The following is a 20,472-nucleotide window of genomic DNA, read 5'->3' as shown; positions in this document are numbered from 1 at the left end:
CGACACTAGTGGTGGCACGTGTGATCCGTAGGCGGCATCGGGCGCCGTTTCGGCGGCCTGCCACGCTGGCCGAGGCCAAGGCTGGGCTCGATCGGCATCGGGGGTGTGTGGACGACTGTGCGGCGAAGCGAAGCTATGAGCGGGCGGTCAGGGAGATGGTTCGCGGGCCGGGGCTCGGGTGGAATATCTGGCGGGCGGAGGGGGACGGGCGGTAAAGAAAAGTGGCGCACCACCGGAAGGTGATGCGCCACTCGGGGTTTCGCTACCGCGAGGTCAGCCGCGGATCTTGGCTGCCACGGTGGTGACGGCGGTGTCGGCGGGGAGTTCCTCGGCGGTGCCCGCGAAGCGGTCGCGGAGTTCGATCTTGCCTTCGGCCCAGCCGCGGCCGACGACCACGATGTAGGGCATGCCCAGCAGTTCGGCGTCCTTGAACTTCACGCCCGGGGAGGCGGTGCGGTCGTCCAGGAGCACCTCGAAGCCGAGCGAATCCAGTTCGGCGGCAACCTGTTCGGCACCGGCGCGGGCACCCTCGTCCTTGTTGGCGATGACCACGTGGACGTCGAACGGGGCGACGTCACGGGGCCAGCGCAGACCCTTGTCGTCGTGCATCTGCTCGGCGAGCACCGCGACCATGCGGGAGACGCCGACGCCGTAGGAGCCCATGGTGAGGCGGACCGGCTTGCCGTTCTCTCCCAGCACGTCGACCTCGAAGGCGTCGGTGTACTTCTGGCCGAGCTGGAAAATGTGGCCGATCTCGATGCCGCGCGCGGCCTCCAGGACGCCGCGGCCGTCGGGCGAGGGGTCGCCGTCGCGGACCTCGGCGGCCTCGATGGTGCCGTCGGCGGTGAAGTCGCGACCCGCGACCAGGCCGACGTAGTGCTTGCCGGGCTCGTCCGCACCGGTGATCCAGCTGGTGCCGGAGACCACGCGCGGGTCGACCAGGTAGCGAACGCCGTTGGCCTGCAGCGCCTTCGGGCCGATGTAGCCCTTCACCAGGAACGGGTTGGCCTTGAAGTCGGCCTCTTCGAGGAGCTCGACGGCGGCGGGCTCGACGGACGCCTCGAGGCGCTTCTCGTCGACCTCGCGGTCGCCGGGGACGCCGACGCCGAGGATCTCGGTCTTGCCGTCCGGGTAGACCAGCTTGACCAGGATGTTCTTGAGGGTGTCCGCGGCGGTCGCCTCGCGGCCGAGCACGTTCTCCTTGTTGGCCCAGTCGACCAGGGTGGCGATGGTCGCGGTGTCGGGGGTGTCGTGGACGACGGCGTCGGCCTGACCCTCGATGGCGATGGCCGGAGGCGCGGCGGTGACCACGGCCTCGACGTTGGCGGCGTAACCGGATTCGCGGCAGATCACGTAGGTGTCCTCGCCGACGGGGCTGTCGGCCAGGAACTCCTCCGACGCCGAGCCGCCCATCGCGCCGGAAGTCGCGGCCACGATCACGTACTTCACGCCGAGGCGGTCGAAGATCTTCTGGTACGCCTCGCGGTGCGCGTTGTAGCTCTTCTTCAGACCGTCCTCATCGAGGTCGAAGGAGTACGAGTCCTTCATGATGAACTCGCGCCCGCGCAGGATGCCCGCGCGCGGACGGCCTTCGTCGCGGTACTTGGTCTGGATCTGGTACAGCGTGACCGGCAGGTCCTTGTAGGAGTTGTACTCACCCTTCACGGTGAGCGCGAACAGCTCCTCGTGGGTCGGCCCGAGCAGGTAGTCCTGGCCCTTGCGGTCCTTCAACCGGAACAGGCCGTCGCCGTACTCGGTCCAGCGGTTGGTGGTCTCGTACGGTTCGCGCGGCAGCAGCGCCGGCAGCGAGATCTCCTGGGCCCCGATGGCGTTCATTTCCGACCGCACGACATCCTCGACCTTGCGCAGCGTGCGCAGGCCGAGCGGCAGCCACGAGTAGACGCCGGGCGCGATGCGACGCACGTATCCGGCGCGCACCAGCAGCTTGTGGCTGGGCACCTCGGCGTCGGCGGGATCGTCGCGCAGGGTGCGCAGGAACAGGTGGGAGAGGCGGGTGATCACGGGTGTTCACCCTAGCCGCTGCTCGCGCGCAGTTCACAAGGCATTACCGTGTTGGCTCGTGCTGGTGCTGCTGCCTCCCTCCGAAACCAAGTCCGACGGCGGTTCGGGCGGACCCCTCGACCTGGATTCCCTCGCGATGCCGCAGCTCACGGCGGTGCGCGACAAACTCGTCACCGAGGTGATCGAGCTGGCCGCCGACCCCGACGCCGCGCGCGCCGCGCTGGGCCTGGGCAAGGGGGCTGACGCGGAAATCGCGCGCAACGCGACCCTGCGCACCTCCGCCACCCGCCCGGCCCTGGACCGCTACACCGGCGTCCTCTACGACGCCCTCGACGCGTCCGGCTTCACAAAGGCCCAGCGCGCCAAGGCCGAAGCCCGCCTCGGCATCGGCTCGGCGCTGTTCGGCGTCATCCGCGCGGGCGACCCGATCCCGGCCTACCGGCTCTCGGGCGGCTCCAAACTCCCGGGGCTGCCGACCCTGCAATCGCTGTGGAAGCCGGTGCTGCCGGACGCTTTGCGCGCGGAGGCCGCCGGTCAGCTCGTGGTGGATCTGCGCTCGGGCACCTACATGAACCTGGGCCGGGTCCCGGGCGCGGTGACCGCGACCGTGCTGACCGAACGCCCCGACGGCAAGCGAACCGTGGTGAGCCACTTCAACAAACACCACAAGGGCCTGCTGGCCCGGGCGCTGGTGCTGTCGCGCACCGAGCCGACCGACATCGACGGCCTGGCCCGCCTCGCCGAGAAGTCGGGCCTGCGCACCGAGATCGCCTCCCCCACCGAGTTGCTGATCATCACGTCGTAGCGCGTTTCCCGGCAGCCGGTTTCATATACCGGAACTTCGCTCGGAAATGAGCGCTGACCTGGATAGAGTGGCCTGGTGGAACCCAACGATCTGGACCCGGAAGTGCTCGAACTGGCGAGCAAGATCTTCGATCTCGCCCGCAACGGCGATGCCGACACCCTCGGCGCGTACCTCGACGCCGGGGTCCCGGTGAACCTGACCAACGACAATGGCGACACCCTGCTCATGCTGGCCGCCTACTACTCCCACCCGGAGGCGGTCAACGCCCTGCTGGAACGCAAGGCAGACCCCAACTTCGGCAACGACAAGGGCCAAACCCCCCTCTCGGGCGCGGTCTTCAAGGGCTCCGACGAAATCGTCACCGCCCTCCTGGCGGCCGGTGCCGACCCGAACGCGGGCAGCCCCTCCGCCCGCGACGCCGCCGAAATGTTCGGCCAGAGCAAGTATCTCGCCCTCTTCGACAACTGACGCCCGCGCCACCAAGATCAGGGAGCTGTCACCGAGGGAACCCGGACAAATTCCCTCGCTGGCAGCTCCCTGATCTTGGAGGTTGGTCGGTTATTGGGTGCGCTGGTAGGTGCGGAAGGCCGACAGCGCCCAGGCGAAGGCGAGGGCGGCCAGGGCCGTCAGGTAGCCGAGGTGGGCGGCTACGGAGGCGGCGTCGGCGGTGCCCGCCAGGGCGGTGCGGCCGATGTCGACCGCCCAGGTGACCGGGTTGAACTTCGAAATCGATTGCACCCAGCCGGGCATCAGGGCGGGGGACATCATGCCCGAGGACAGGAAGGTCAGGGGCAGGATGATCAACTGGGACATGCCGATCAGGGCGATCTGGCTGCGGGAGATCAGGGCCAGGGCCACCGAGCCCGCGCAGAAGATCGCCGCCAGCAGGGTGGCCGCAAGCAGGGCGAGCGCGATGCCGATCGCGCCGCCGGGATAGCGTGCGCCACCGGCGAATCCGATCAGCAGGACGAGCGCCGATTGCACCAGGCCGATGGTGAGCTGGACGGCGAGCTGGCCCGCCACCACGGCGCTGCGTGAGATCGGTGCGGTGAGAAGCTGATTCATGACGCCGTTGTCGATGTCCTCGATGTAGCCGGTGCCCGCCCAGACGCCCGAGGAGAGCACGGTCATCATGAGCACGCCCGGGGCCAGGAAGGTGATGTAGTTGGCCGCGCCGAAACCTGGGATGTCGCCGACGGACTCGAAGACCTGGCCGAAGAGCAGGATCCAGACGATGGGTTGCAGCAGGGCCGCGAAGACGCCCCAGGATTCGCGCAGGGTGTTGACCATCCAGCGGCGGAAGATCGGGCCCGCGGTGACCAGCCAAGTGGCGGTGGGGTTTTCGAGAATGACGAGCGGGGCGTAGGTCGCAGTCATGCCGCCACCTCCGCCCGGTCACGGTGGTTGTCGGCCCGATACGAGCGGCCCGCGTAGTGCAGGTACACGTCGTCGAGACTGGGGCGGGAGATCGAGACCGCACCGAAATGAATTGCGGCGTCCTCGAATTCGGAGAGCACCCGGCCCACCACGCCGGACGGGTCGTCGGTGCGGGCGATGAGTTTGCCATTGGGCCCGTCGCGTTCGACGACGATGTCGCGCAGCGCGGGAATGGCCGCGCCGACCGCGCGCACGGCGGCCACATCCGGTTCGATGAGTTCGACGGTGAGGGTGTCGCCCTCCAGGGTCGATTTCAGCTGTGCCGGTGTGCCTTCGATGACGGTGCGGCCGTGGTCGATGATGACCAGCCGATCGGCCAGCTCGTCCGCCTCGTCCAGGTAATGCGTGGTCAGCACCACGATGAGCGAGCCCTCGGTGGCCAATCGCCGGATCTCCGACCACATTTCGGCCCGGGCCTGGGGATCGAGCCCGGTGGTGGGCTCGTCCAGGAACAGCACCGACGGGGTGTGCACCAGCCCGACGGCGACGTCCAGTTTGCGGCGCATACCGCCGGAGAGCTTGCGCACCTGGCGATCCCGCGCCTCGCCGAGCCGGAACTGATCCAGTAGTGCGGCGGCCCGCCCCGCGGCGTCGGAGCGGGACAGGCCGTGCAGGCGCGCGGCCATGACCAGGTTCTCGAAGGGCGTCTGCCGCGGGTCCGCGCCCGAGCCCTGGGAGACGTAGCCGATCCGATGCCGGATGGCGGCCGCCTCGGTGGTGACATCGAGTCCGGCGACCCGCGCGGAGTCGGCGCGCGAGAGCGTGGTGCAGATCTTGGTGGTGGTGGATTTGCCCGCGCCATTGGGGCCGAGCATGCCGTAGACGGTGCCGGCGGCAATGCCGAAGCTCAGGCCGTCCAGGGCGCGGACATCGGGTTTGCGACGGCCGCCGGGATAGGTTTTGACCAGGTCGTGTACCTCGACCGCGGCCGCGGACACGGATGTGTTGGACATGATTCGTTTCCTCGTGTCGGGAGTGAGGAACGACCACGGCACCGATGGATATGCTGGGCATGCAGTTCGAGCATCCGGCGGTTCGCCGTCGGTCGTTCGGATCCGGCGACGGCTCGGGTGTTGGCGCACCCGGGCCGTCGTGGTTCTCATTTCGGTGGTGTCGGCAACCCCCATTCCTCCAGGAATCGCTCGCCGACCTCCGGCGGCACCCGGCCGTCGGGGTAGCGGGCGGCGAGCTCGGCTATCTTGTGCCAGCCTTCGATACCGCCCAGCTTCCCGGATTCGATGCGGTCGGCGATGTCGGCGGTGAAGTCGCGGTCGGCGGTGAGCATGTGCATCTCGTAGTTGCCCTCGATGAGCAGTACCTCGGGCAACCAGGAGACGACGGCGTCGGTGGCGGCGCGAATCTCGCCGATCTGCTTGTCCAGCACCGCGACTCGCTGCCGCAGCAACCCGACCGCCTCCTGCGGCCCGAGCGCGGGCAGGAAGGACAGCGCCGCCATGAACCGCGGATACTCCTTCTCCGGCTCGGCGATCCAGGCCCGCAACCAATCCCGCATCTCGGCGACGCCATCGGGGGTGATCCGATACACGGTGCGGGCGGGCCGATTCCCGTCCTGCTCGGCCCCGACCACCTCGATGAAGCCGTGCTTCAGCAGTGATTCCACGACCGGGTACAGCGCACCGAAATTGATCCGGACACTGCCCTCCTTGCCGCGCTGCTTGAGGGTCTGCGAAATCTGGTAAGGGTGCATCGGCCGCTCCCAGAGCACCACGAGCACGGCGAGTGCCAGTGGATTGACCCGACGGAACGCCCGTTGCCGGGGCATGACCACCTCCGGTTACTCTGAACAGAGTATCTATTTACTCTAGCCAGAGTATCCCTCCCCCGATCCGGTCGCAATCCTCACCCGATTCCCACCGACTTGTTACGCATCGCAAACCGCGGACGCGATAGTAATTTCGTGAGAGCTTCCCACCGCCGTACCGCCAGCCGCCGCACCGTCCTCGCCGGTGCCGGGGCGCTGGCGCTCAGCACCGCCGTCGGGGCCACCGGCTGCCGCGAATCCACCGATCCGGTACCCGCCGCCCTGCCCGCGCCCGGGGACTCCGGGATCGATCACATCATCGTGCTGATGATGGAGAATCGCTCGTTCGACCATCAGCTGGGGTGGATGTCCGGGGCCAACGGCAAGCAGGCCGGGCTCAGCTTCACCGATCGGAACGGTAAGGCGCGCAAGACCTTCCGGCTGTCGACGACGCAGGGGTGTTCGTTCGCCGATCCGGACCATTCGTTCGAGGGCGGGCGGGTCGCGCTCAACGGCGGCAAGTGCGACGGATGGCTGCGGGCCGGGGCCAACGACGAGTTCGCCATCGGGTACTACGAGCAGGACGATCTCGGGTTCACCGGGAAGGCGGCGCCGGCGTGGACGGTGTGCGACAACTATTTCGCGGCGATCATGGCCGAGACGCATCCGAATCGGATCTATCAGCATGCGGCGCAGACCGATCGGACCCAGAACACACTGAGTTTCGTCACGCTGCCGACCATCTGGGATCGGCTGGCGGCGGCCGGGATTCACGGCCGCTACTACTTCTCCGACGTGCCGTTCGTGGGGTTGTGGGGGGTGAAGTATCTGTCGATCAGCCGGCCGTTCTCGACCTTCCTGTCCGATTGCGCGGCGGGGACGCTGCCCGCGGTGTCCTTCGTCGATCCCAAGTTCCTCGACGAGGACAACGGGACCTCGGCCGATGATCATCCGCACGGGGATATCCGTGCGGGACAGGCGTTTCTGAATCAGGTGTATCAGGCCGTCACCAAGGGGCCGACGTGGTCGCGCACGCTGTTGATCATCAACTATGACGAGTGGGGCGGGTTCTTCGATCACGTGCCGCCGCAGGTCGCGCCCGACGCGAATCCGGATTGGGGGCTGCGGGGATTCCGGGTGCCGTGCCTGGTGATCTCGCCGCGGGCCCGCCGCGGGCATGTGGCGCACGAGGTGTACGACCACACCTCGGTGCTCAAGGCCATCGAATGGCGTTGGGGGCTACAGTCCTTGACTCCCCGCGACGCCGCCGCCCGCAATATCGCCGAGGTGCTCGATTTCTCGGGCGCGCCGAATCTCGCCGCCCCGCAATGGGATGTGCCGTCCGTGCCGGTGGGCGCGTGCAACGCGCCCGTGGAGGCCGACTTCGAATCGTGGAAGAAGCTGCGCGACCTGGCCGCCTCCGCGGGCTGGAAATTCTGACCCGGTCGAGGCGCTACCGCCCGGAGGAGTGGCCGGGCAGCACGCACACCGCGTCCAGGCCGAGCACGTGGTTGAGGCGGCCGAAGGCCAGCCAGGAGCCCAGACACATGGACAGTTCCACGATTTCGGTGTCGGTGTAAAGCTTCTTCATGCGCTCGAAGAACTCGTCATCGAGAGCGTGGTGGTCGAGGGCGTAGATCTCGGCGTACTCGGCGGCCATGCGGGTGCGGTCGTCGAAGGATTGCGTTGTGCGCCAATTGGTCACATCGTCGGCGAAGGACTCCTCGACCTTCTCGCCATTGCGGTCGGTGCGCCAGTCCAGGCAGAACAGGCACCCGTTGCTCTGGGCGATCCGCAGCCGCGCGGCCTCGAATTCGCGCAGGCCCAGGGTGGAGTGCGAATACACGGCCAGCGAGAAGTTGGACGCGGCGACGCCGATGCCGGGCACCATTTCGCCCCACACGTAGCCGATGGGGTCCTTGCCCTCGGGAATGTCGATGATCATGACCGGCTCCTGTGAGATATCACTGTCTTCCGAGTGTGCCGAAGGGCAGCGGGACGTCGAGGGCGTCGTAGAGGCCGGGCGCGGCGGCGGCCAGCCACGGGATGGCGTTCACCAATCTGCCCACGGCCGTGGCGTTTCCGCCCGCCGAGTGATTGCCGTCCTCGTCGGTGGCCTGGACGGTGATCTCGATGCGGGGGCGGCCCTCGATCAGGACGCGGTGCGCGCCCGCGCCGCCGGGCGGCTGCGGCCAGTCGGGGGCACAGCTCGCGTGAATGCGGGTGATGTGCTCGATCACGATGCGCGGGCTGCCGTCCACGATGCCCTGCACCTCGAAGCGGACCGCGCCCTGCGTGCCCGCCTCGAACTTGCCCATGAGTTCGGTCTCGACGGTCTCGTCGAGGGCGCGGCGTTCGACGACCTCGCGAATGTCGGTGAGCGCCACGCCGAGTCCGCGGGCGATCATCCGAATCTGGCCGCCCCACACCATGGTCGGAATGGTGGGCGCGAGCATGGGCGGCTGATAGTCCATGGGCTGACCCATGCCGACCAGGTAGCGCACCGAATCGGGCTGGTCGTAGGTGGTGTAGTCGAAGATCTCCTGGCAGCGCAGCAGGTCGACGGTGCTGCCCAGGCCGCTCATGAGCAGCGGCAGGATGTCATTGCCCCAGCCGGGGTCGATGCCGGAGACGAACAGGGACCCGCCGCCCTCGGTGATCGCCGCGGTGACGCGGTCGCGCAGTTCGGCGGGGGCACTGCGGTGGTCGTAGAGCGCGTAGAGGGCGGGGGTCACCACCACGGCTCCGGTGCGCAGGGCGCGTTCGATATCGGCGAGGGCGTCGTCGGGGCGGATATCGCCGGAGGCGGCATAGACGACGGCCCGGGGTCCGGCGGCCAGGGCGGCGTCGATGTCGTCGGTGGCCGCGATCCCCAATTCGGTGTCCAGCCCGGCCAATTCACCGGCGTCGCGGCCCACCTTGGCCGGATTGTGGACCAGGACACCGGTCAGAGCCAGCCCCGGATGGGCGGCGACGGCCCGGATGGCGGCACGGCCGACATTGCCCGTACCCCAGACCAGGGTGGAAATCATGACCGAACCGTAGCAAATGCTTGGTAGGGAAACGTCCGATTCGGCTACATTGCGGTGATGGATTTCGAAGCACTCGAGGCGATTCGCGCACTCAAGCACCGGTACCTGCGCAGCCTGGATCTGAAGCTGTGGGACGAGTTCGCGGACACGCTCTGCGAGGACATCGTCGGCGCGTACGGCTCCCCCTCGGGTGGGCTGCCCGCCGAGTTCCGCGGCCGCGACCCGATCGTGGAGGTCATGCGTAATGCGCTGAGCGCCAACATCATCACCGTGCACGTCGCCAATCACCCGGAGATCACCGTCGAGGGCGATACCGCGCGCGGCAGCTGGTGCATGGAGGACACCGTCATCGTCCCCGACTACGGCATCCTGATCCGCGGCGCGGCCTACTACAACGACACCTATCGGCGCGAGGACGGCGTGTGGCGCATCGCGAGCACCGGCTACGAGCGCATCTACGAATCCAAGCAGTCCACCGCCGAGCTGCCGGGCTACGCGCTGCTCGCCAATCGGTGGGCACCCGAGTCCGTCTGAGCGGAAGCGCCCTGGACCGGAGCGCAAAGCCGCTGCGGCCCAGCGCATCCAGCGGTTAACGCGCTTCCGGCGGCGACCGATCTTGACTCGACAAATGTGCGCGCGCCCTCCCCCCCTGCGGGCGCGCGCACCGATTCGATCGACGCTAGGAAGCTCATGCGCAAGACTCTGCTCGCCCTGACCGGACTCGCCTTCGCCACCGCCGCCGCGATCCTGCCCGCCGCCCCGGCACAGGCCGCCGGCGCGTGGGGCGCGATCGCGGTCTCCGACTACGGCGATCTGGGCTGGGCCTGGAACTACGACACCGAGGGCCAGGCCAACCAGGCCGCCATCGACAAGTGCGCCCAGGCCAGCTGCACCGTCATCACCACGTTCCCGCAGTGCGGGGCAGCGGCATTCTCCAACTCGATGAACAAGTACACCGGCGGCTACGGTGCAACCCCGTCCGCCGCCGAGAACTCCGCTCTCTGGTACTCCGACTCGTATATCGTGCGCGCCGCCATCTGCAACGACTGAGCGTGTCGGCCGCTGCGGCGTCGTCTATGCCGTGTGGGCGTCGACCAGGCTGGTGACGGTGGCCCATTCGTCGAGGTTGTCGAGGCGTGCGGTGAGCGCCGTGCGCATGCTGTCGGACCCCGCGATGCCGAGGGCGAGACGGCGCGGCGGATTGTCACTGGCAACGGCGGTTCGGATGCCCGCGGCTACGCGATCGACAGCGGAGAACGCCGCGGCCGGCAGTGCCCGGATCGCCTGTTGCACAGTGCGTACCGTCTGGTCGTAGTCGGCGTGGGTCGCTGTGGCCGCGGCCAGGTTCGACAGGAAAGGCGTCGCGGTCAGGCCGGGCTGCACGAGAGTGACGTGGATACCGAGCGGCGCGAGTTCGGCGGCAAGAGCGTCGGACAGTCCCTCGACGGCGTACTTGGTCGCGGCGAGCAGCCCGACGCCGGGGTCGGCGGTCTGGCCGTAGTAGGACGAGCCTTGCAGAACGTGCCCGGATCGCTGGCTCCGCAGCACCGGCAGTATCGCGCGCAGGACGTTGAGTACGCCGAAGACGTTGGTGTCGAAGATCGCCCGGGCCTGCGTGTCGGAGGCTTCCTCGACCGCCCCGAAAAGCCCGTAGCCGGCGAGGTTGGCGACGACATCGATGCGGCCGAAGCGGGCCATGCTCTGCTCGACCGCCTTCGCGACGACCGTCTCGTCGCGCACGTCGGCCTCGATCGTGAGCAGCCGGTCGAATTGTGCCAGGCCGGACAGGGTTTCGGTGTGCCGCGCTACCGCGACGACAGCTTCACCGGATGTCAGCGCCTGAACTGCGAGCTCGCGTCCGATGCCCGAGGAGGCGCCGGTGATGAACCAGACTCGCGGGGTATGTGCTTCATTCGTCATGTTGCGACCGTAACGGTTTAGAACGCAACATTTCAAGAGGGTTCGCGTGCGCAAGTTGCGACCGAATGGGCTGGCCCGAACGTGGCGTTGATATCGTGAGGGAATGGAGGTACCGCGGTGGAGTGATGATGCGGCGGACCTGGTGTTGCGGTTCGTCAACACCAGAGCCGACGGCGCGGGGCGCGTCGAGAACTTCGGCACGGCTGCGGGATTCGCGGATTGGGCGATCGAACGAGATCTGCTCGACGCGGCCACCGTGGTGACCGACTCCGACGCGGCGGCCGCGCGTGAGCTTCGCGACGCGTTGGTCACGACGTTGCTGACACACGCGGGCGATCCGGACATCGACGATGCCCAGGTCGTCGAGGCGGAACGGTACCTGCGGCAGGCCGGTGTCCGCTATCCGCTGACGACGGTCGTCACCGCGCGGACGGCACAACTTCTCGCCGGATCGACCGGCGTCCCCGGGGTGCTGGGGAGCGTTCTCGCGGCGGTCACCGAAACGGCGCAGCGCGGGGACTGGATGCGGATCAAGGCATGCTGCAATCCGCCGTGTCACTTCGGCTTCATCGATCGCACCCGCAATCGGGCAGCGCGCTATTGCAGTCCCGGATGCGGATCGCAGGTGTCGATGCGCGCGCTTCGGCAACGACGCAAGCAGGCCGATTCCTTCTGATCAACCGCGTTCCGGACACCGACCGATGGACACGCCAGTCGACCCGGACCCGATTCCATTGGAACGAAACGTTTTACGCGCCGTTCAGCGCTCGGCGGCCTCGACGGCCTTGCGAATCTCGGCCGCGTCGGCGGGGGCGCCCTCGTGGTCCCAGAATGGCTGGGCGGCCGCGTAGGGGTTGCCGTAGACGGGGGTGTCGGGCTGGGTGCGCCAGCTGTCGGCGAGTGCGCCGATATCGATGGTGTCGTAGCCGAGGGCGCTGATCAGTTGCGCGGCAGCGGTTTTGGCCGCGGAGTCGTCGCCGGCGATGGGGAGGGTGGTGCGGTCGGCGGCCCCGGCCGGGCGGGACAGGGTGGCCAGGTGTCGGAAGTAGATGTTGTTGAACGCCTTCACCACTCGTGAACGCGGCAGATGCCGTTGCAGCAGTTCCGAACTCGTCGCCACCCCGGCCTCGAGATCGGCGAATTCGCCGTCGCGGCCCGGGTAGTAGTTATTGGTGTCGATGACCACCTTTGGCGCGGGAGATCAGCCGAGGGTGATGGCGTCGAGGCGGGTGCGGAGAAATTCGGCGGAGATCACCGGCTCGAGGCCGCCGATTCGGCCGATCGGCGGAGCGAGGGGGGTTACGCGGGCGTCGTGGTCGAGTTCGTAGAAGTAGATGAGGGAGATCAGGTCCTCTTCGGGGGCGGATTCCTGGGGTGGAAGGACGCGGTGGCGGCCCGCGGGCCAGCGTTGGCCGCTCCAATGGGCAAGGAGGTCACCGATGTTGACGGTGAGGGCGGCGGGGTCGTAGGGGGCGTCTTCCCAGCCGCCTTCGTCGGTGTAGACCTGGAGGCCGCCCGCGCCGGGTTCGCGGTCCAGGACGGTGACGGTGCCGAAGTCGGTGTGCGGGCCGATGCGGAACTGGCCGGGTTCGGGCGGGCCGACCTCGGTCAGGGGCGGATACCAGTTGATATTGCAGGTCCAGGTGGGGCGGGTGGCCATGCCCTGGAAGGGGTTTCGGGGCAGGGCGAGGGCGGCGGCGAACAGAGCCAGCAGTTCGTCGGAGAGGGTGCGCATGGCGGCGGTGTAGGTGAGGAACAGGTCGTGGAGTTCGGTCACCTCGGCGGGCCAGATGTTGTCGAGGAACCAGGACTCGTCGACGAGCGGATCGCCGGTGCGGGTGTCCGCGCCGATGGCGAAGGTCTCCTTGAGGTCCGGCGGGGTCTCGGTGCCCTCGGCGTAGCCGTTGGCTTCCAGTCCGGGTCCGATCCAGCCGCGGCCGCCGACCGAGACCGCGTAGCGCTGCTTGACCGCCTCGGGCAGGGCGAAGAAGCGCCGGGCCGCCGCGCGCAGGGCGGCCGGAAGTCCTTCCGGCACACCGTGTCCGCGCACCAGCAGGAAACCGGCGCGCTGCATTCCCGCGTCCACCTCGCGCAGCACCCGCGCCGCGTCCTCACCGCCCGCCCGCCAGCGATCCAGGTCCACGGTCGCGATCGGGGGCATTCCGCCACTCCTATGTCCTCGTTCCACAGTTCGGGGCGATCCGCGATGAACCGCGTCATCATGTCGACGCAGGCCGGGTCGTCCAGCACGGTGACCGAAACCCCGTGCGCGGCAAGCCAATCGTGGCCGCCGGTGAAGGTGCGCGACTCGCCGACGATGACCGCGCCGATGCCGAACTGCCGGACCAGCCCGCTGCAGTACCAGCACGGCGAGAGCGTGGTGACCATGATGGTGTCGCGGTAGTCGCGGCGGCGACCGGCATTGCGGAAGGCGTCGGTCTCGGCGTGCACGCTGGGGTCGTCGTGCTGGACGCGGCGATTGTGGCCGCGCCCCAGCAGGTTCCCGGCGCTGTCGAATAGCGCCGCCCCGATCGGAATCCCGCCCTCGGCCAGCCCGAGTTGCGCCTCTTCATAGGCGGTGACCAGCAGATCCGGTGCATTGATCATGCCGATCATGCTGCCACTGCCACTCACGCGGCCACCGCCGCCCGCGCCAGCCGGGAACGGTTGACGAGCACATAGGCCGCGCCCGAGAGCAGGAACCCGACGAAGAAGGTGGTGTCACCCAGTTGCGGGACCGCCTCGGCGACATAGCCGACGAACTTCTGCTGGTTGGAGAACAGCAGCACCGAGACCGCCAGCCCGAACACGAAAGCCGCCACGCCGCCCCAGTTCGCCTACCCGCGGTCGTAGAGCAGGTGACCGATCCGCTGCCCGCGCCGCAGATATTCGTCGGCGAACACCACGCCCAGCCACGGCCCGATCCAGTACGCCACGATGAGCAGGAACCCCTCGTAGCTGGCCGCCGCGTCCGGCAGCGCCCACCAGGCGACCAGGAATCCGACCGCCCCGAACACCGCCGACACCAGCGCCCGCTGGATGCCGACCGAGAACCTGAATCCCATGGTGACGAAGGCCATTGCGCCGGAATAGATATTGAGCGCATTGGCCGCCACCGCGCCGACCGCGATGGCCAGCAGGGTCAGATCCGCGAGCACCTTGGGCAGCATGGCGGTGAACACGTCGGTCGGGCTGCCCTGGGTCGTCGTGGTCACCAGCGCCGAGGCCGCGCCCACCGCCTCCAGCCAGAAGCAGGACAGGAAGATGCCCGCCGAGGCGTACCCGCCGGTCGCGGCCCGCGACACCGAGGCGGGCAGGTAGCGGGAGTAGTCCGCCGCGTAGGGATTCCAGCCCGCGGCGTACCCGAACGCGGTGCCGACGGTGAGCAGGAACCCGCCCGTCCCGCCCATGCCCCCGGCCGGCGCCGCCGCACCCAGCGAGGCCTTGCTGAAGATCACCACCGTGACAATGGCGAACACGACGGCCAGCAGCGGGAAGGCGATGCGCTCCACGGCCTGCACCAGATTGTGGCCGAAGAACGCGAAGGCGGTCTGCACCACCACGATCACCAGCAGCGCGGGCAGTTTCGGCAGCCCGGTCAGGGAATTCAGGGCGAACGCGCCGCTGACCGAGTTGGTGGCGAACCAGCCGACCCCGCACATCACCGACATGAAGGTGGCGGGCAGGATATTGCCGCGATACCCGAAGGCCGAGCGCCCCAGCACCATCTGCGGCACCCCGTGCAGCGGCCCGCGGGCCGAGAGCAGATAGTGCGCGGCCGCACCGAGACCCGTCCCGGCCGCCAGGCCCAGGGCGGCCTGCCAGAAGTTCATCCCGTAGGCGGTGACCGCGAGCACGCCCACGAAGACGGTGGCGAACTCCATATTCGGAGACATCCACGTCCAGAACAGTTTTCGTGGCGTGCCGTGGCGGGCGTGCTCGGGTATGAAGTCGTCGCCGCCGGGCTCCACGGCGATCACGCGATCGCCGTAGCCGGATCGAGTCTCGGTGTCTGTCATCTATTTCCGCCTTTCAGCGCTCGTGGGACTCTTCCAGCACGGTCCGGCCCAGCAGCGCGTAGCGGGACGGGTCGGTGCGCTTGAGAAACAGGGCATAGCCGAGACCGGCGATGACGACGGCGGCCACCAGGTACGGCGTCGCCTTCAGAATCAGTGAGCCCGCCTCGGCTCCGGCGGCGGTGTCCATATTGACGACCAGCAGCAGCACCACGCCGATCATGGCGATGCCGCCGACCAGCGGGGCCACCAGAGTCTTGAACCAGTGCCGGGTTTCGGGGTGGTTGTTGCGGAAGTAGGCGATCACCGCGAACGAGCACACGGCCTGCACGATCAGGATGGCCATGGTGCCCAGCACCGCCATCAGGGTGTAGAGGCTGGCGTAGGGGTCCTTGCCCGCCAGGCCGAAGGCCAGCACGATGACGGCCGAGAAGATGGTCTGCACCAGGCCCGCGATGTAGGGAGAGCCATTGTGCGGGTGGGTCTTTCCGATGGTCCGCTCGAGCGCGGGCACCACGTCCTCGCGGCCGAGCGCGTAGAGGTAGCGGGAGGCGCAGTTGTGGAAGGCCATGCCGCAGGCCAGCGATCCGGTGACCATGAGCCACTGCATGGTGTCGACCGCCCAGTACCCGACGTAGCGTTCGGTGGGCGCGAAGAACAGGTTCATCGGATTGTCGGAGGCGGCCAGTTCCATGGCCTTGTCCGAGCCGCTGCCGGAGATGGTCATCCAGGAGATGAACAGGTAGAAGAAGCCGACGCCGAGCACCGCGATCATGGTGGCGCGCGGGATGATCCGCTTCGGGTTCTTGGATTCCTCACCGTAGATGGCGGTCGATTCGAAGCCGACCCACGACCAGAAGGCGAAGAACAGGCCCAGTCCGGCGGACGCGCCGTGGAAGGCGTTGACCGGGTTGATGGGGGCCAGCGAGATGCCATCGGGACCGCCGCCGTGCAGCAGCACCGACACGCCCATGACGGTCAGCACGGTGACCTCGGTGACCAGCAGCACGATCAGCAGCCGCTCGGCCACCGCGACCCCGAACCAGGTGCCCAGGCCATTGATGACCAGCATCAGGATCGCGAACCCCCACCACGGAATGTCCACGCCTACCTGATCGGAGACCGTGTTGTGGGCGAAGCTGGAGAAGATGCCGATCAGCGACGGCTCGAAAACCATGTAGGCGAAGGTGGCCAGCAGCCCGGCCGACAGACCCGCGGTGCGGCCCAGCCCGAAGGAGATGAAACCGTAGAACGCGCCCGTCGCGGTGATGTGCTTGGCCATGGTGGTGTAGCCGACGGTGAAGATGGCCAGCACCACCATGGCGATCAGAAATGCCGCGGGCGTGCCGATTCCGCTGCCCGCCGACATCATGAGCGGGACATTGCCGGTCATGGCGGTAATGGGCGCGGCCGTCGCGACGGCCATGAACACGACACCGAGCAGCCCGACCACATTCGGTTTGAGCCGGGCCACCGTGGGTTCGGCGGTGCCGGATCCCCCCGACATTGTGGTTGTTGCACTGGTGTCCATGGTGAAGCTCCTCAATCTCGGTCAACTGACCTGCGAGGAATTGTGAGGTTCGGAATGTTTCCCGGGAGTGAATCGGAGTTACCGCCGGATGCCAATGCTGTGACTCAGATCACAAATCTTACATTTACCCGGGAGCCGGGCCAGCGCCTTTACGAATCGTATACGGGGGCAGACCTTTTCCGATCTAGCTTCAGTTGGCTGAACCCAGGACTAGGGTGGATCCCATGGACAACGCCTTCGCCCGCGAAATCTGGCGTGTGCTCGAACCACTGCACGCGATCACCTACTTCGCCGCCGACTGCATCGCCGCCAACAAAGCCATTGGCCTGCGCGGATTCTGGATGGGCTATTTCGCGAGCCGCTCGGCCCCGCTGGGCGCGGTCGGCCCCTCGGTCGTGGAGGCGACCTTCTACAACTTCCACCCGGACATGGTGCGGCGCGCCATTCCGGATGCCTGGAAGTTCGCCACGCCGGACACCGTCATCGCCACCCGGACCATTGCCGCGGCGGCGGTGCTGCGGGCCGTGGTGCCCGATATCGCGACCATTGCCGCGCGGGCGGTGCCGCACCTGCAAGCGGCGATCGCCAATGCGCCGGCCGCGGGCCGTCCGCTCTTCGCCGCCAATCGCGACCTGCCCACCCCCGGGGATTCCGTGCACGCGCTGTGGCAGGCGGCCACCGCCCTGCGCGAGCATCGCGGCGATGGGCACGTGGCGTGTCTGCTGAGCGAGGGGATCGACGGCGTCGAGGCGCACGTGCTGTTCGCGGTCTCCACCGGAGGTCCGGAGCAGCTGTGGCGCGACAATCGCGGCTGGAGCGAAACCGATTGGAAGGCAGCGCGAGAGCGGCTCACCGACCGCGGCCTGCTCGACGCCGACGGCATCACCGAGGCCGGGCGGGCGCTGCGCGCGCACCTCGAGGCGCGCACCGACGCGCTGGCCGTGACCGCCTACCGCGGTGTCCCCGCCATGCTCGAAACCGTCGCGGCGCTCACCCCCGCCGCCCGCGCTGTGGTCCGCAGCGGCGAGGTCCCCTATCCGAATCCGATGGGGGCCGACCCGACGTAGCGGTCACCAGAGGCCGGGGACCAGGCGTTTGGTGGTGTGGCGGTAGGTCTCGTAGGGCGCGCCCAGCGTCGAGACGAGCGTCCGCTCCTCGAGGGTGATGCGCCGCAGTAAGGCGTAGGCGGGGCTCACGGTGGTGAGCACGAGCGACAGATAGTTGTCCGCGGCCAGCCCGAAGCCGAGGGTCAGCAGCAGGATGCCGGTGTAGGAGGGGTGCCGGATCCAGCGGTAGGGGCCGGTGGTGATGACCGGCTGATCGGCGTCGACCTCCACCGTGGTGCGAAAGTGCTTGCCCAGCACCGCGATCGCCCAGCCGCGCAGGAACAGTCCCAGCCACATCAGGGTGACCCCGACGACCTGCCACGGCAGCGCCGGGCCGGGGAACCGCAGCGGGCTGTCGGCCGGAAGCAGGATTCCGGCGCAGCTCGCCACCGTCATCGCCGCCGCCAGCAGCAGGAAGATCGCCAGCCGCGTATGCCCGTCCCCCGCGGTGGAACCGGTGCCGCGCAGGCGATCCCGCACCCGCAGGGCGATTTCGAAGGCCATCCATAGCCAGGTGGTGTAGACCGCGATGGTCACGTGGGTTTCCTTCCGCTGCCGTTGGTTCGACACAACCATCCAACGGGGTTCGCGCGCATCGGGGATCCACCCGGAGATCGAACTCCGCGGGCCCCGGGTCAGACTCGAGGCCGATGCCCTCCTCCTCGATGGCCAGGCCGACGGCGACTTTGCCGCGTGAACCCGCGGCTACCGAGTCGTCTGATATCGGACGATGCGGGCTCCGGCGATGAGGATCGCCACCACGACCATTCCGGCCACCAGTACCAGCCGGTTGACGTCGAGGGCCGGTTTCCAGTCCACGCGCCCGTCCTTCAGGACGAAGGCGCCGACCGGTTTGGCTCCGATGCCGAAGCCGACCCCGGACCCCTCCTGGCCTTCCTTGTCGGTGCCGCCACCGCCACCCCCGCCACCGGCCACCGCGGCTGCCACGACCACCGTGGTCCCGTCTCGCTCGATGGGCTCGGCGAACACCCGCTTCACAGTCAGCGAGTCCCGGGCCGCCGTCAGAACGTCCTCGACCTTCATCATGTCTCCTGTATCGACTCGACCGGACCGATATCCGGACATGCCTCAGTGTCGGTCGACTCGGGCATCCCGCAGAGGGCCGATAGACCTCATCCGGCACGCGTTGGGCCGCAGTGGATCAGGCGGGTTTGGAGGTGGCCAGGTCTCGGATGAGGAGGGCGGTGTGGAGGGAGGTGCGGGTTTCGCCGTCGTCGAGGTCTACGTCGAGGATGCGTTCTATGCGGGAGAGGCGGTCGTAGAGGGTGGGGCGGCTGATGGTGAGGCGTTTGGCGAGTTCGGTTTTGTTGCCCGCGAGGTCGAGGAATTGGCGGAGGGTGCGGGTGAGGTCGGTGGCATTGCGGATGTCGTGGCGGAGCAGGGCGCTGAGTTCGGTTTCGGCGAAGCGCTGGACGCCGGGCTCGTCGCGGATGAGGGAGAGCAGGCCGCGCAGGCGGACGTCGCCGCTGCGGTAGAAGGAGCGGGGGGTGGAGGAGTCCAGGGACAGGGCCACTTCGGCGACGTGGGCGGCCTGGGCGAGTTCGCGGGCGGTGTCCAGCAGGGAGTCGGATTCGGCGCCGACGCCGATCACGGCGCGTTCGACGCCCGCGACGCGGCGGATCTCGGCGAGCACGGCGGCGCAGACCGCGGCGAGGGCGGCGTCGAGGTCGCCGCTGCGGGAGATGGCCAGCACCATGGTGATTCGATTGCCGTGCTCGGGGGCGGCCAGCGCGGTCGCCTTGGCCAGCGCCACCCCGTGCTGGGCGGCGTCGAGCAGCGCGGCCGTCCGGCGTTGCTGGGCCACCGGATCCGATTGCGCCACCGGATCCGACTGGGCCACCGGATCGGATTCGGCCGCGGTCGCGACATCCACGGCCAGGGGGACGTAGCGGGCGCGCCGCGCCAGACCGAGGGCGGCGGCCAGCGCCACGGCGTCGCGCTCATCGGTGAGGCGGCCGTCGACCATGTCGTCGATGAGCCCGGTCTGCGCCTGCCGGTGCAGCCCGAAGCGGTCGCGCTCGATCATGCGGTGCAGGGTGAGGGTCTGGGCGGCGCGTTCGAGGACCATGCGGGCGCGCGCGGTGGGCACCCGGCTCGACCGCAGGATGAGCCGACCCCAGCGCTGCGTATGCGGGCCCACCGGAACCACATTCGGGTCGGCGTCGGAGAGCATGCGGGAGGTGGACTCCCACTGGTCGAGCAGGGCCGGGGTGCCGGTGTGGCGGGCGGTCAGCGCCAGCACCCGGTGGGTGAGGTCCTCGAGCACCACCGAGGCGTCCAGCATCCCGGCAGCGGTCTTGACGATCTCGGCCAGCGAGGCCCGCCGCACGCTCAGCGCGGTGAAGGTCTCGTGCACGGTGCGCGCGAATTCCAGTTCCGCGTACTGGTCGGCCACGATCACCCGGTGCACCGCCTCGGTGACCTCCACGAAGCGCACCACCCGGTGCAGCGCCACCACCGGCAGCCCCAGCCGATCGGCCGTCTTCGCCACCGTCGGCGGCAATTCCCGCACGTAGGTGCCCAATTCGACGATCAGCCCCGACACCCCGGCGGCGGCCAGCGATTCCCGATAGGCGACGGTGTCGGTGTCGTCACCGGCCAGCGCCTGGCCGGTGGTGAGAATCAGTTCCCGCCCGACCAGCAACCGGGCGACGTCGGGCAGTTCGCTGACATGCACCCACCGCACCGGTCGATCCAGCGAGCCGCCGCCCGCGATCTCGGGCTGCCCGGCACGCACGACCGGCATCGCTACGACGCCAGCAACGGTGAGGAGCACCGACGAATCGTAAAACGAAGTTCGAAACAGCGCACACAATGTCG

20 protein-coding genes and 2 pseudogenes are annotated in these 20,472 nt (G+C 68.5%); 7 read left to right on the top strand and 15 right to left on the bottom strand.

Features of this window, described 5'->3' with window-relative positions; all coding sequences use genetic code 11:
• Window positions 1–273: 273 nt before the first annotated feature.
• Window positions 274–2,022, bottom strand: coding sequence for a proline--tRNA ligase (locus NS2_RS20690; protein ID WP_033089005.1), 1,749 nt, complete (start codon window positions 2,020–2,022; stop codon window positions 274–276).
• A gap of 58 nt (window positions 2,023–2,080) precedes the next feature.
• Here NS2_RS20690 and yaaA point away from each other — a divergent pair, with 58 nt between their 5' ends.
• Together yaaA and NS2_RS20680 are read left to right on the top strand one after the other, a co-directional pair.
• Entirely contained in the window at window positions 2,081–2,827 is a 747-nt protein-coding gene (gene yaaA / locus NS2_RS20685; RefSeq protein WP_033089006.1) for a peroxide stress protein YaaA, read from the top strand.
• Window positions 2,828–2,902: 75 nt separating this feature from the next.
• Window positions 2,903–3,295, top strand: a complete 393-nt coding sequence (locus NS2_RS20680; RefSeq protein WP_197707842.1) for an ankyrin repeat domain-containing protein — start codon at window positions 2,903–2,905, stop codon at window positions 3,293–3,295.
• A gap of 90 nt (window positions 3,296–3,385) precedes the next feature.
• On the opposite strand, the gene NS2_RS20675 is transcribed toward NS2_RS20680, so the two are convergent.
• From NS2_RS20675 to NS2_RS20665, 3 genes are all read right to left on the bottom strand, one after another.
• Entirely contained in the window at window positions 3,386–4,204 is an 819-nt protein-coding gene (locus tag NS2_RS20675) for an ABC transporter permease (RefSeq protein ID WP_052086662.1), read from the bottom strand.
• Window positions 4,201–5,217, bottom strand: a complete 1,017-nt coding sequence (locus tag NS2_RS20670; RefSeq protein WP_147207256.1) for an ABC transporter ATP-binding protein — start codon at window positions 5,215–5,217, stop codon at window positions 4,201–4,203. Before NS2_RS20670 ends, NS2_RS20675 begins: the two co-directional genes overlap by 4 nt.
• Before the next feature lie 146 nt (window positions 5,218–5,363).
• Window positions 5,364–6,047, bottom strand: a complete 684-nt coding sequence (locus NS2_RS20665) for a PadR family transcriptional regulator (protein WP_063865027.1) — start codon at window positions 6,045–6,047, stop codon at window positions 5,364–5,366.
• 135 nt (window positions 6,048–6,182) lie between these two features.
• Between NS2_RS20665 and NS2_RS20660 the strand changes: the two genes are divergently transcribed.
• Window positions 6,183–7,466 (top strand): alkaline phosphatase family protein, encoded by a 1,284-nt coding sequence (locus NS2_RS20660; RefSeq protein ID WP_033089008.1) that lies wholly within the window; start codon window positions 6,183–6,185, stop codon window positions 7,464–7,466.
• Window positions 7,467–7,479: 13 nt separating this feature from the next.
• Here the strand turns inward: NS2_RS20660 and NS2_RS20655 are convergent, their stop codons facing one another.
• Together NS2_RS20655 and NS2_RS20650 are read right to left on the bottom strand one after the other, a co-directional pair.
• Window positions 7,480–7,971 carry a carboxymuconolactone decarboxylase family protein gene (locus tag NS2_RS20655; RefSeq protein ID WP_033089009.1) on the bottom strand — a complete coding sequence of 164 codons (492 nt, stop codon included), beginning with the start codon at window positions 7,969–7,971 and terminating at the stop codon, window positions 7,480–7,482.
• 19 nt (window positions 7,972–7,990) lie between these two features.
• Window positions 7,991–9,058 (bottom strand): NAD(P)H-dependent amine dehydrogenase family protein, encoded by a 1,068-nt coding sequence (locus tag NS2_RS20650; protein ID WP_033089010.1) that lies wholly within the window; start codon window positions 9,056–9,058, stop codon window positions 7,991–7,993.
• Between the two features lie 57 nt (window positions 9,059–9,115).
• On the opposite strand from NS2_RS20650, the gene NS2_RS20645 reads away from it, so the two are divergent.
• Window positions 9,116–9,592, top strand: coding sequence for a nuclear transport factor 2 family protein (locus NS2_RS20645; protein WP_147207255.1), 477 nt, complete (start codon window positions 9,116–9,118; stop codon window positions 9,590–9,592).
• 156 nt (window positions 9,593–9,748) lie between these two features.
• Window positions 9,749–10,108 (top strand): DUF4189 domain-containing protein, encoded by a 360-nt coding sequence (locus NS2_RS20640; protein ID WP_033089012.1) that lies wholly within the window; start codon window positions 9,749–9,751, stop codon window positions 10,106–10,108.
• Between the two features lie 24 nt (window positions 10,109–10,132).
• Here NS2_RS20640 and NS2_RS20635 read toward each other — a convergent pair whose 3' ends face one another.
• Window positions 10,133–10,978 (bottom strand): SDR family NAD(P)-dependent oxidoreductase, encoded by an 846-nt coding sequence (locus tag NS2_RS20635; RefSeq protein WP_036551292.1) that lies wholly within the window; start codon window positions 10,976–10,978, stop codon window positions 10,133–10,135.
• A gap of 103 nt (window positions 10,979–11,081) precedes the next feature.
• On the opposite strand from NS2_RS20635, the gene NS2_RS20630 reads away from it, so the two are divergent.
• Window positions 11,082–11,654, top strand: coding sequence for a CGNR zinc finger domain-containing protein (locus tag NS2_RS20630; RefSeq protein WP_045438345.1), 573 nt, complete (start codon window positions 11,082–11,084; stop codon window positions 11,652–11,654).
• 84 nt (window positions 11,655–11,738) lie between these two features.
• Here the strand turns inward: NS2_RS20630 and NS2_RS20625 are convergent, their stop codons facing one another.
• The 5 genes and pseudogenes from NS2_RS20625 to NS2_RS20605 form a co-directional block, all read right to left on the bottom strand.
• Window positions 11,739–12,164, bottom strand: coding sequence for an NADPH-dependent F420 reductase (locus NS2_RS20625; RefSeq protein WP_052086664.1), 426 nt, complete (start codon window positions 12,162–12,164; stop codon window positions 11,739–11,741).
• A 15-nt stretch (window positions 12,165–12,179) separates the two neighbouring features.
• Complete coding sequence (locus tag NS2_RS20620; RefSeq protein ID WP_033089014.1) at window positions 12,180–13,139, bottom strand: isopenicillin N synthase family dioxygenase; 960 nt, start codon at window positions 13,137–13,139, stop codon at window positions 12,180–12,182.
• Window positions 13,140–13,141: 2 nt separating this feature from the next.
• A pseudogene (locus tag NS2_RS20615) lies at window positions 13,142–13,594 on the bottom strand (nucleoside deaminase); the annotation flags it as partial.
• Between the two features lie 14 nt (window positions 13,595–13,608).
• Window positions 13,609–14,997 (bottom strand): annotated as a pseudogene (locus tag NS2_RS20610) (purine-cytosine permease family protein).
• Between the two features lie 13 nt (window positions 14,998–15,010).
• Window positions 15,011–16,525, bottom strand: coding sequence for an APC family permease (locus NS2_RS20605; protein WP_228102885.1), 1,515 nt, complete (start codon window positions 16,523–16,525; stop codon window positions 15,011–15,013).
• Window positions 16,526–16,749: 224 nt separating this feature from the next.
• Between NS2_RS20605 and NS2_RS20600 the strand changes: the two genes are divergently transcribed.
• Window positions 16,750–17,592 (top strand): SCO6745 family protein, encoded by an 843-nt coding sequence (locus NS2_RS20600; protein WP_033089035.1) that lies wholly within the window; start codon window positions 16,750–16,752, stop codon window positions 17,590–17,592.
• Window positions 17,593–17,595: 3 nt separating this feature from the next.
• On the opposite strand, the gene NS2_RS20595 is transcribed toward NS2_RS20600, so the two are convergent.
• From NS2_RS20595 to NS2_RS20585, 3 genes are all read right to left on the bottom strand, one after another.
• Window positions 17,596–18,168 (bottom strand): methyltransferase family protein, encoded by a 573-nt coding sequence (locus tag NS2_RS20595; RefSeq protein ID WP_052086665.1) that lies wholly within the window; start codon window positions 18,166–18,168, stop codon window positions 17,596–17,598.
• A gap of 168 nt (window positions 18,169–18,336) precedes the next feature.
• Complete coding sequence (locus NS2_RS20590) at window positions 18,337–18,675, bottom strand: sporulation protein (RefSeq protein WP_036547917.1); 339 nt, start codon at window positions 18,673–18,675, stop codon at window positions 18,337–18,339.
• A 118-nt stretch (window positions 18,676–18,793) separates the two neighbouring features.
• Window positions 18,794–20,398: a PucR family transcriptional regulator gene (locus tag NS2_RS20585; RefSeq protein ID WP_373867322.1), complete on the bottom strand. Its 1,605-nt coding sequence runs from the start codon at window positions 20,396–20,398 to the stop codon at window positions 18,794–18,796.
• Window positions 20,399–20,472: the final 74 nt, after the last annotated feature.

Source organism: Nocardia seriolae NBRC 15557, from assembly GCF_007990715.1.
Lineage (GTDB): Bacteria > Actinomycetota > Actinomycetes > Mycobacteriales > Mycobacteriaceae > Nocardia > Nocardia seriolae.
The sequence above is the reverse complement of the archived record's forward strand: the minus strand, read 5'-3'. Positions and strand labels throughout refer to the sequence as shown.

Coding starts and splice junctions, on each gene's coding strand:
- NS2_RS20635 (WP_036551292.1), bottom strand. CDS start 10,978: ATGACGAATGAAGCACATACCCCGCGAGTCTGGTTCATCACCGGCGCC.
- NS2_RS20620 (WP_033089014.1), bottom strand. CDS start 13,139: ATGCCCCCGATCGCGACCGTGGACCTGGATCGCTGGCGGGCGGGCGGT.
- NS2_RS20645 (WP_147207255.1), top strand. CDS start 9,116: ATGGATTTCGAAGCACTCGAGGCGATTCGCGCACTCAAGCACCGGTAC.
- NS2_RS20605 (WP_228102885.1), bottom strand. CDS start 16,525: ATGGACACCAGTGCAACAACCACAATGTCGGGGGGATCCGGCACCGCC.
- NS2_RS20665 (WP_063865027.1), bottom strand. CDS start 6,047: ATGCCCCGGCAACGGGCGTTCCGTCGGGTCAATCCACTGGCACTCGCC.
- NS2_RS20675 (WP_052086662.1), bottom strand. CDS start 4,204: ATGACTGCGACCTACGCCCCGCTCGTCATTCTCGAAAACCCCACCGCC.
- NS2_RS20670 (WP_147207256.1), bottom strand. CDS start 5,217: ATGTCCAACACATCCGTGTCCGCGGCCGCGGTCGAGGTACACGACCTG.
- NS2_RS20640 (WP_033089012.1), top strand. CDS start 9,749: ATGCGCAAGACTCTGCTCGCCCTGACCGGACTCGCCTTCGCCACCGCC.
- NS2_RS20650 (WP_033089010.1), bottom strand. CDS start 9,058: ATGATTTCCACCCTGGTCTGGGGTACGGGCAATGTCGGCCGTGCCGCC.
- NS2_RS20600 (WP_033089035.1), top strand. CDS start 16,750: ATGGACAACGCCTTCGCCCGCGAAATCTGGCGTGTGCTCGAACCACTG.
- NS2_RS20590 (WP_036547917.1), bottom strand. CDS start 18,675: ATGAAGGTCGAGGACGTTCTGACGGCGGCCCGGGACTCGCTGACTGTG.
- NS2_RS20585 (WP_373867322.1), bottom strand. CDS start 20,398: ATGCCGGTCGTGCGTGCCGGGCAGCCCGAGATCGCGGGCGGCGGCTCG.
- NS2_RS20655 (WP_033089009.1), bottom strand. CDS start 7,971: ATGATCATCGACATTCCCGAGGGCAAGGACCCCATCGGCTACGTGTGG.
- NS2_RS20630 (WP_045438345.1), top strand. CDS start 11,082: ATGGAGGTACCGCGGTGGAGTGATGATGCGGCGGACCTGGTGTTGCGG.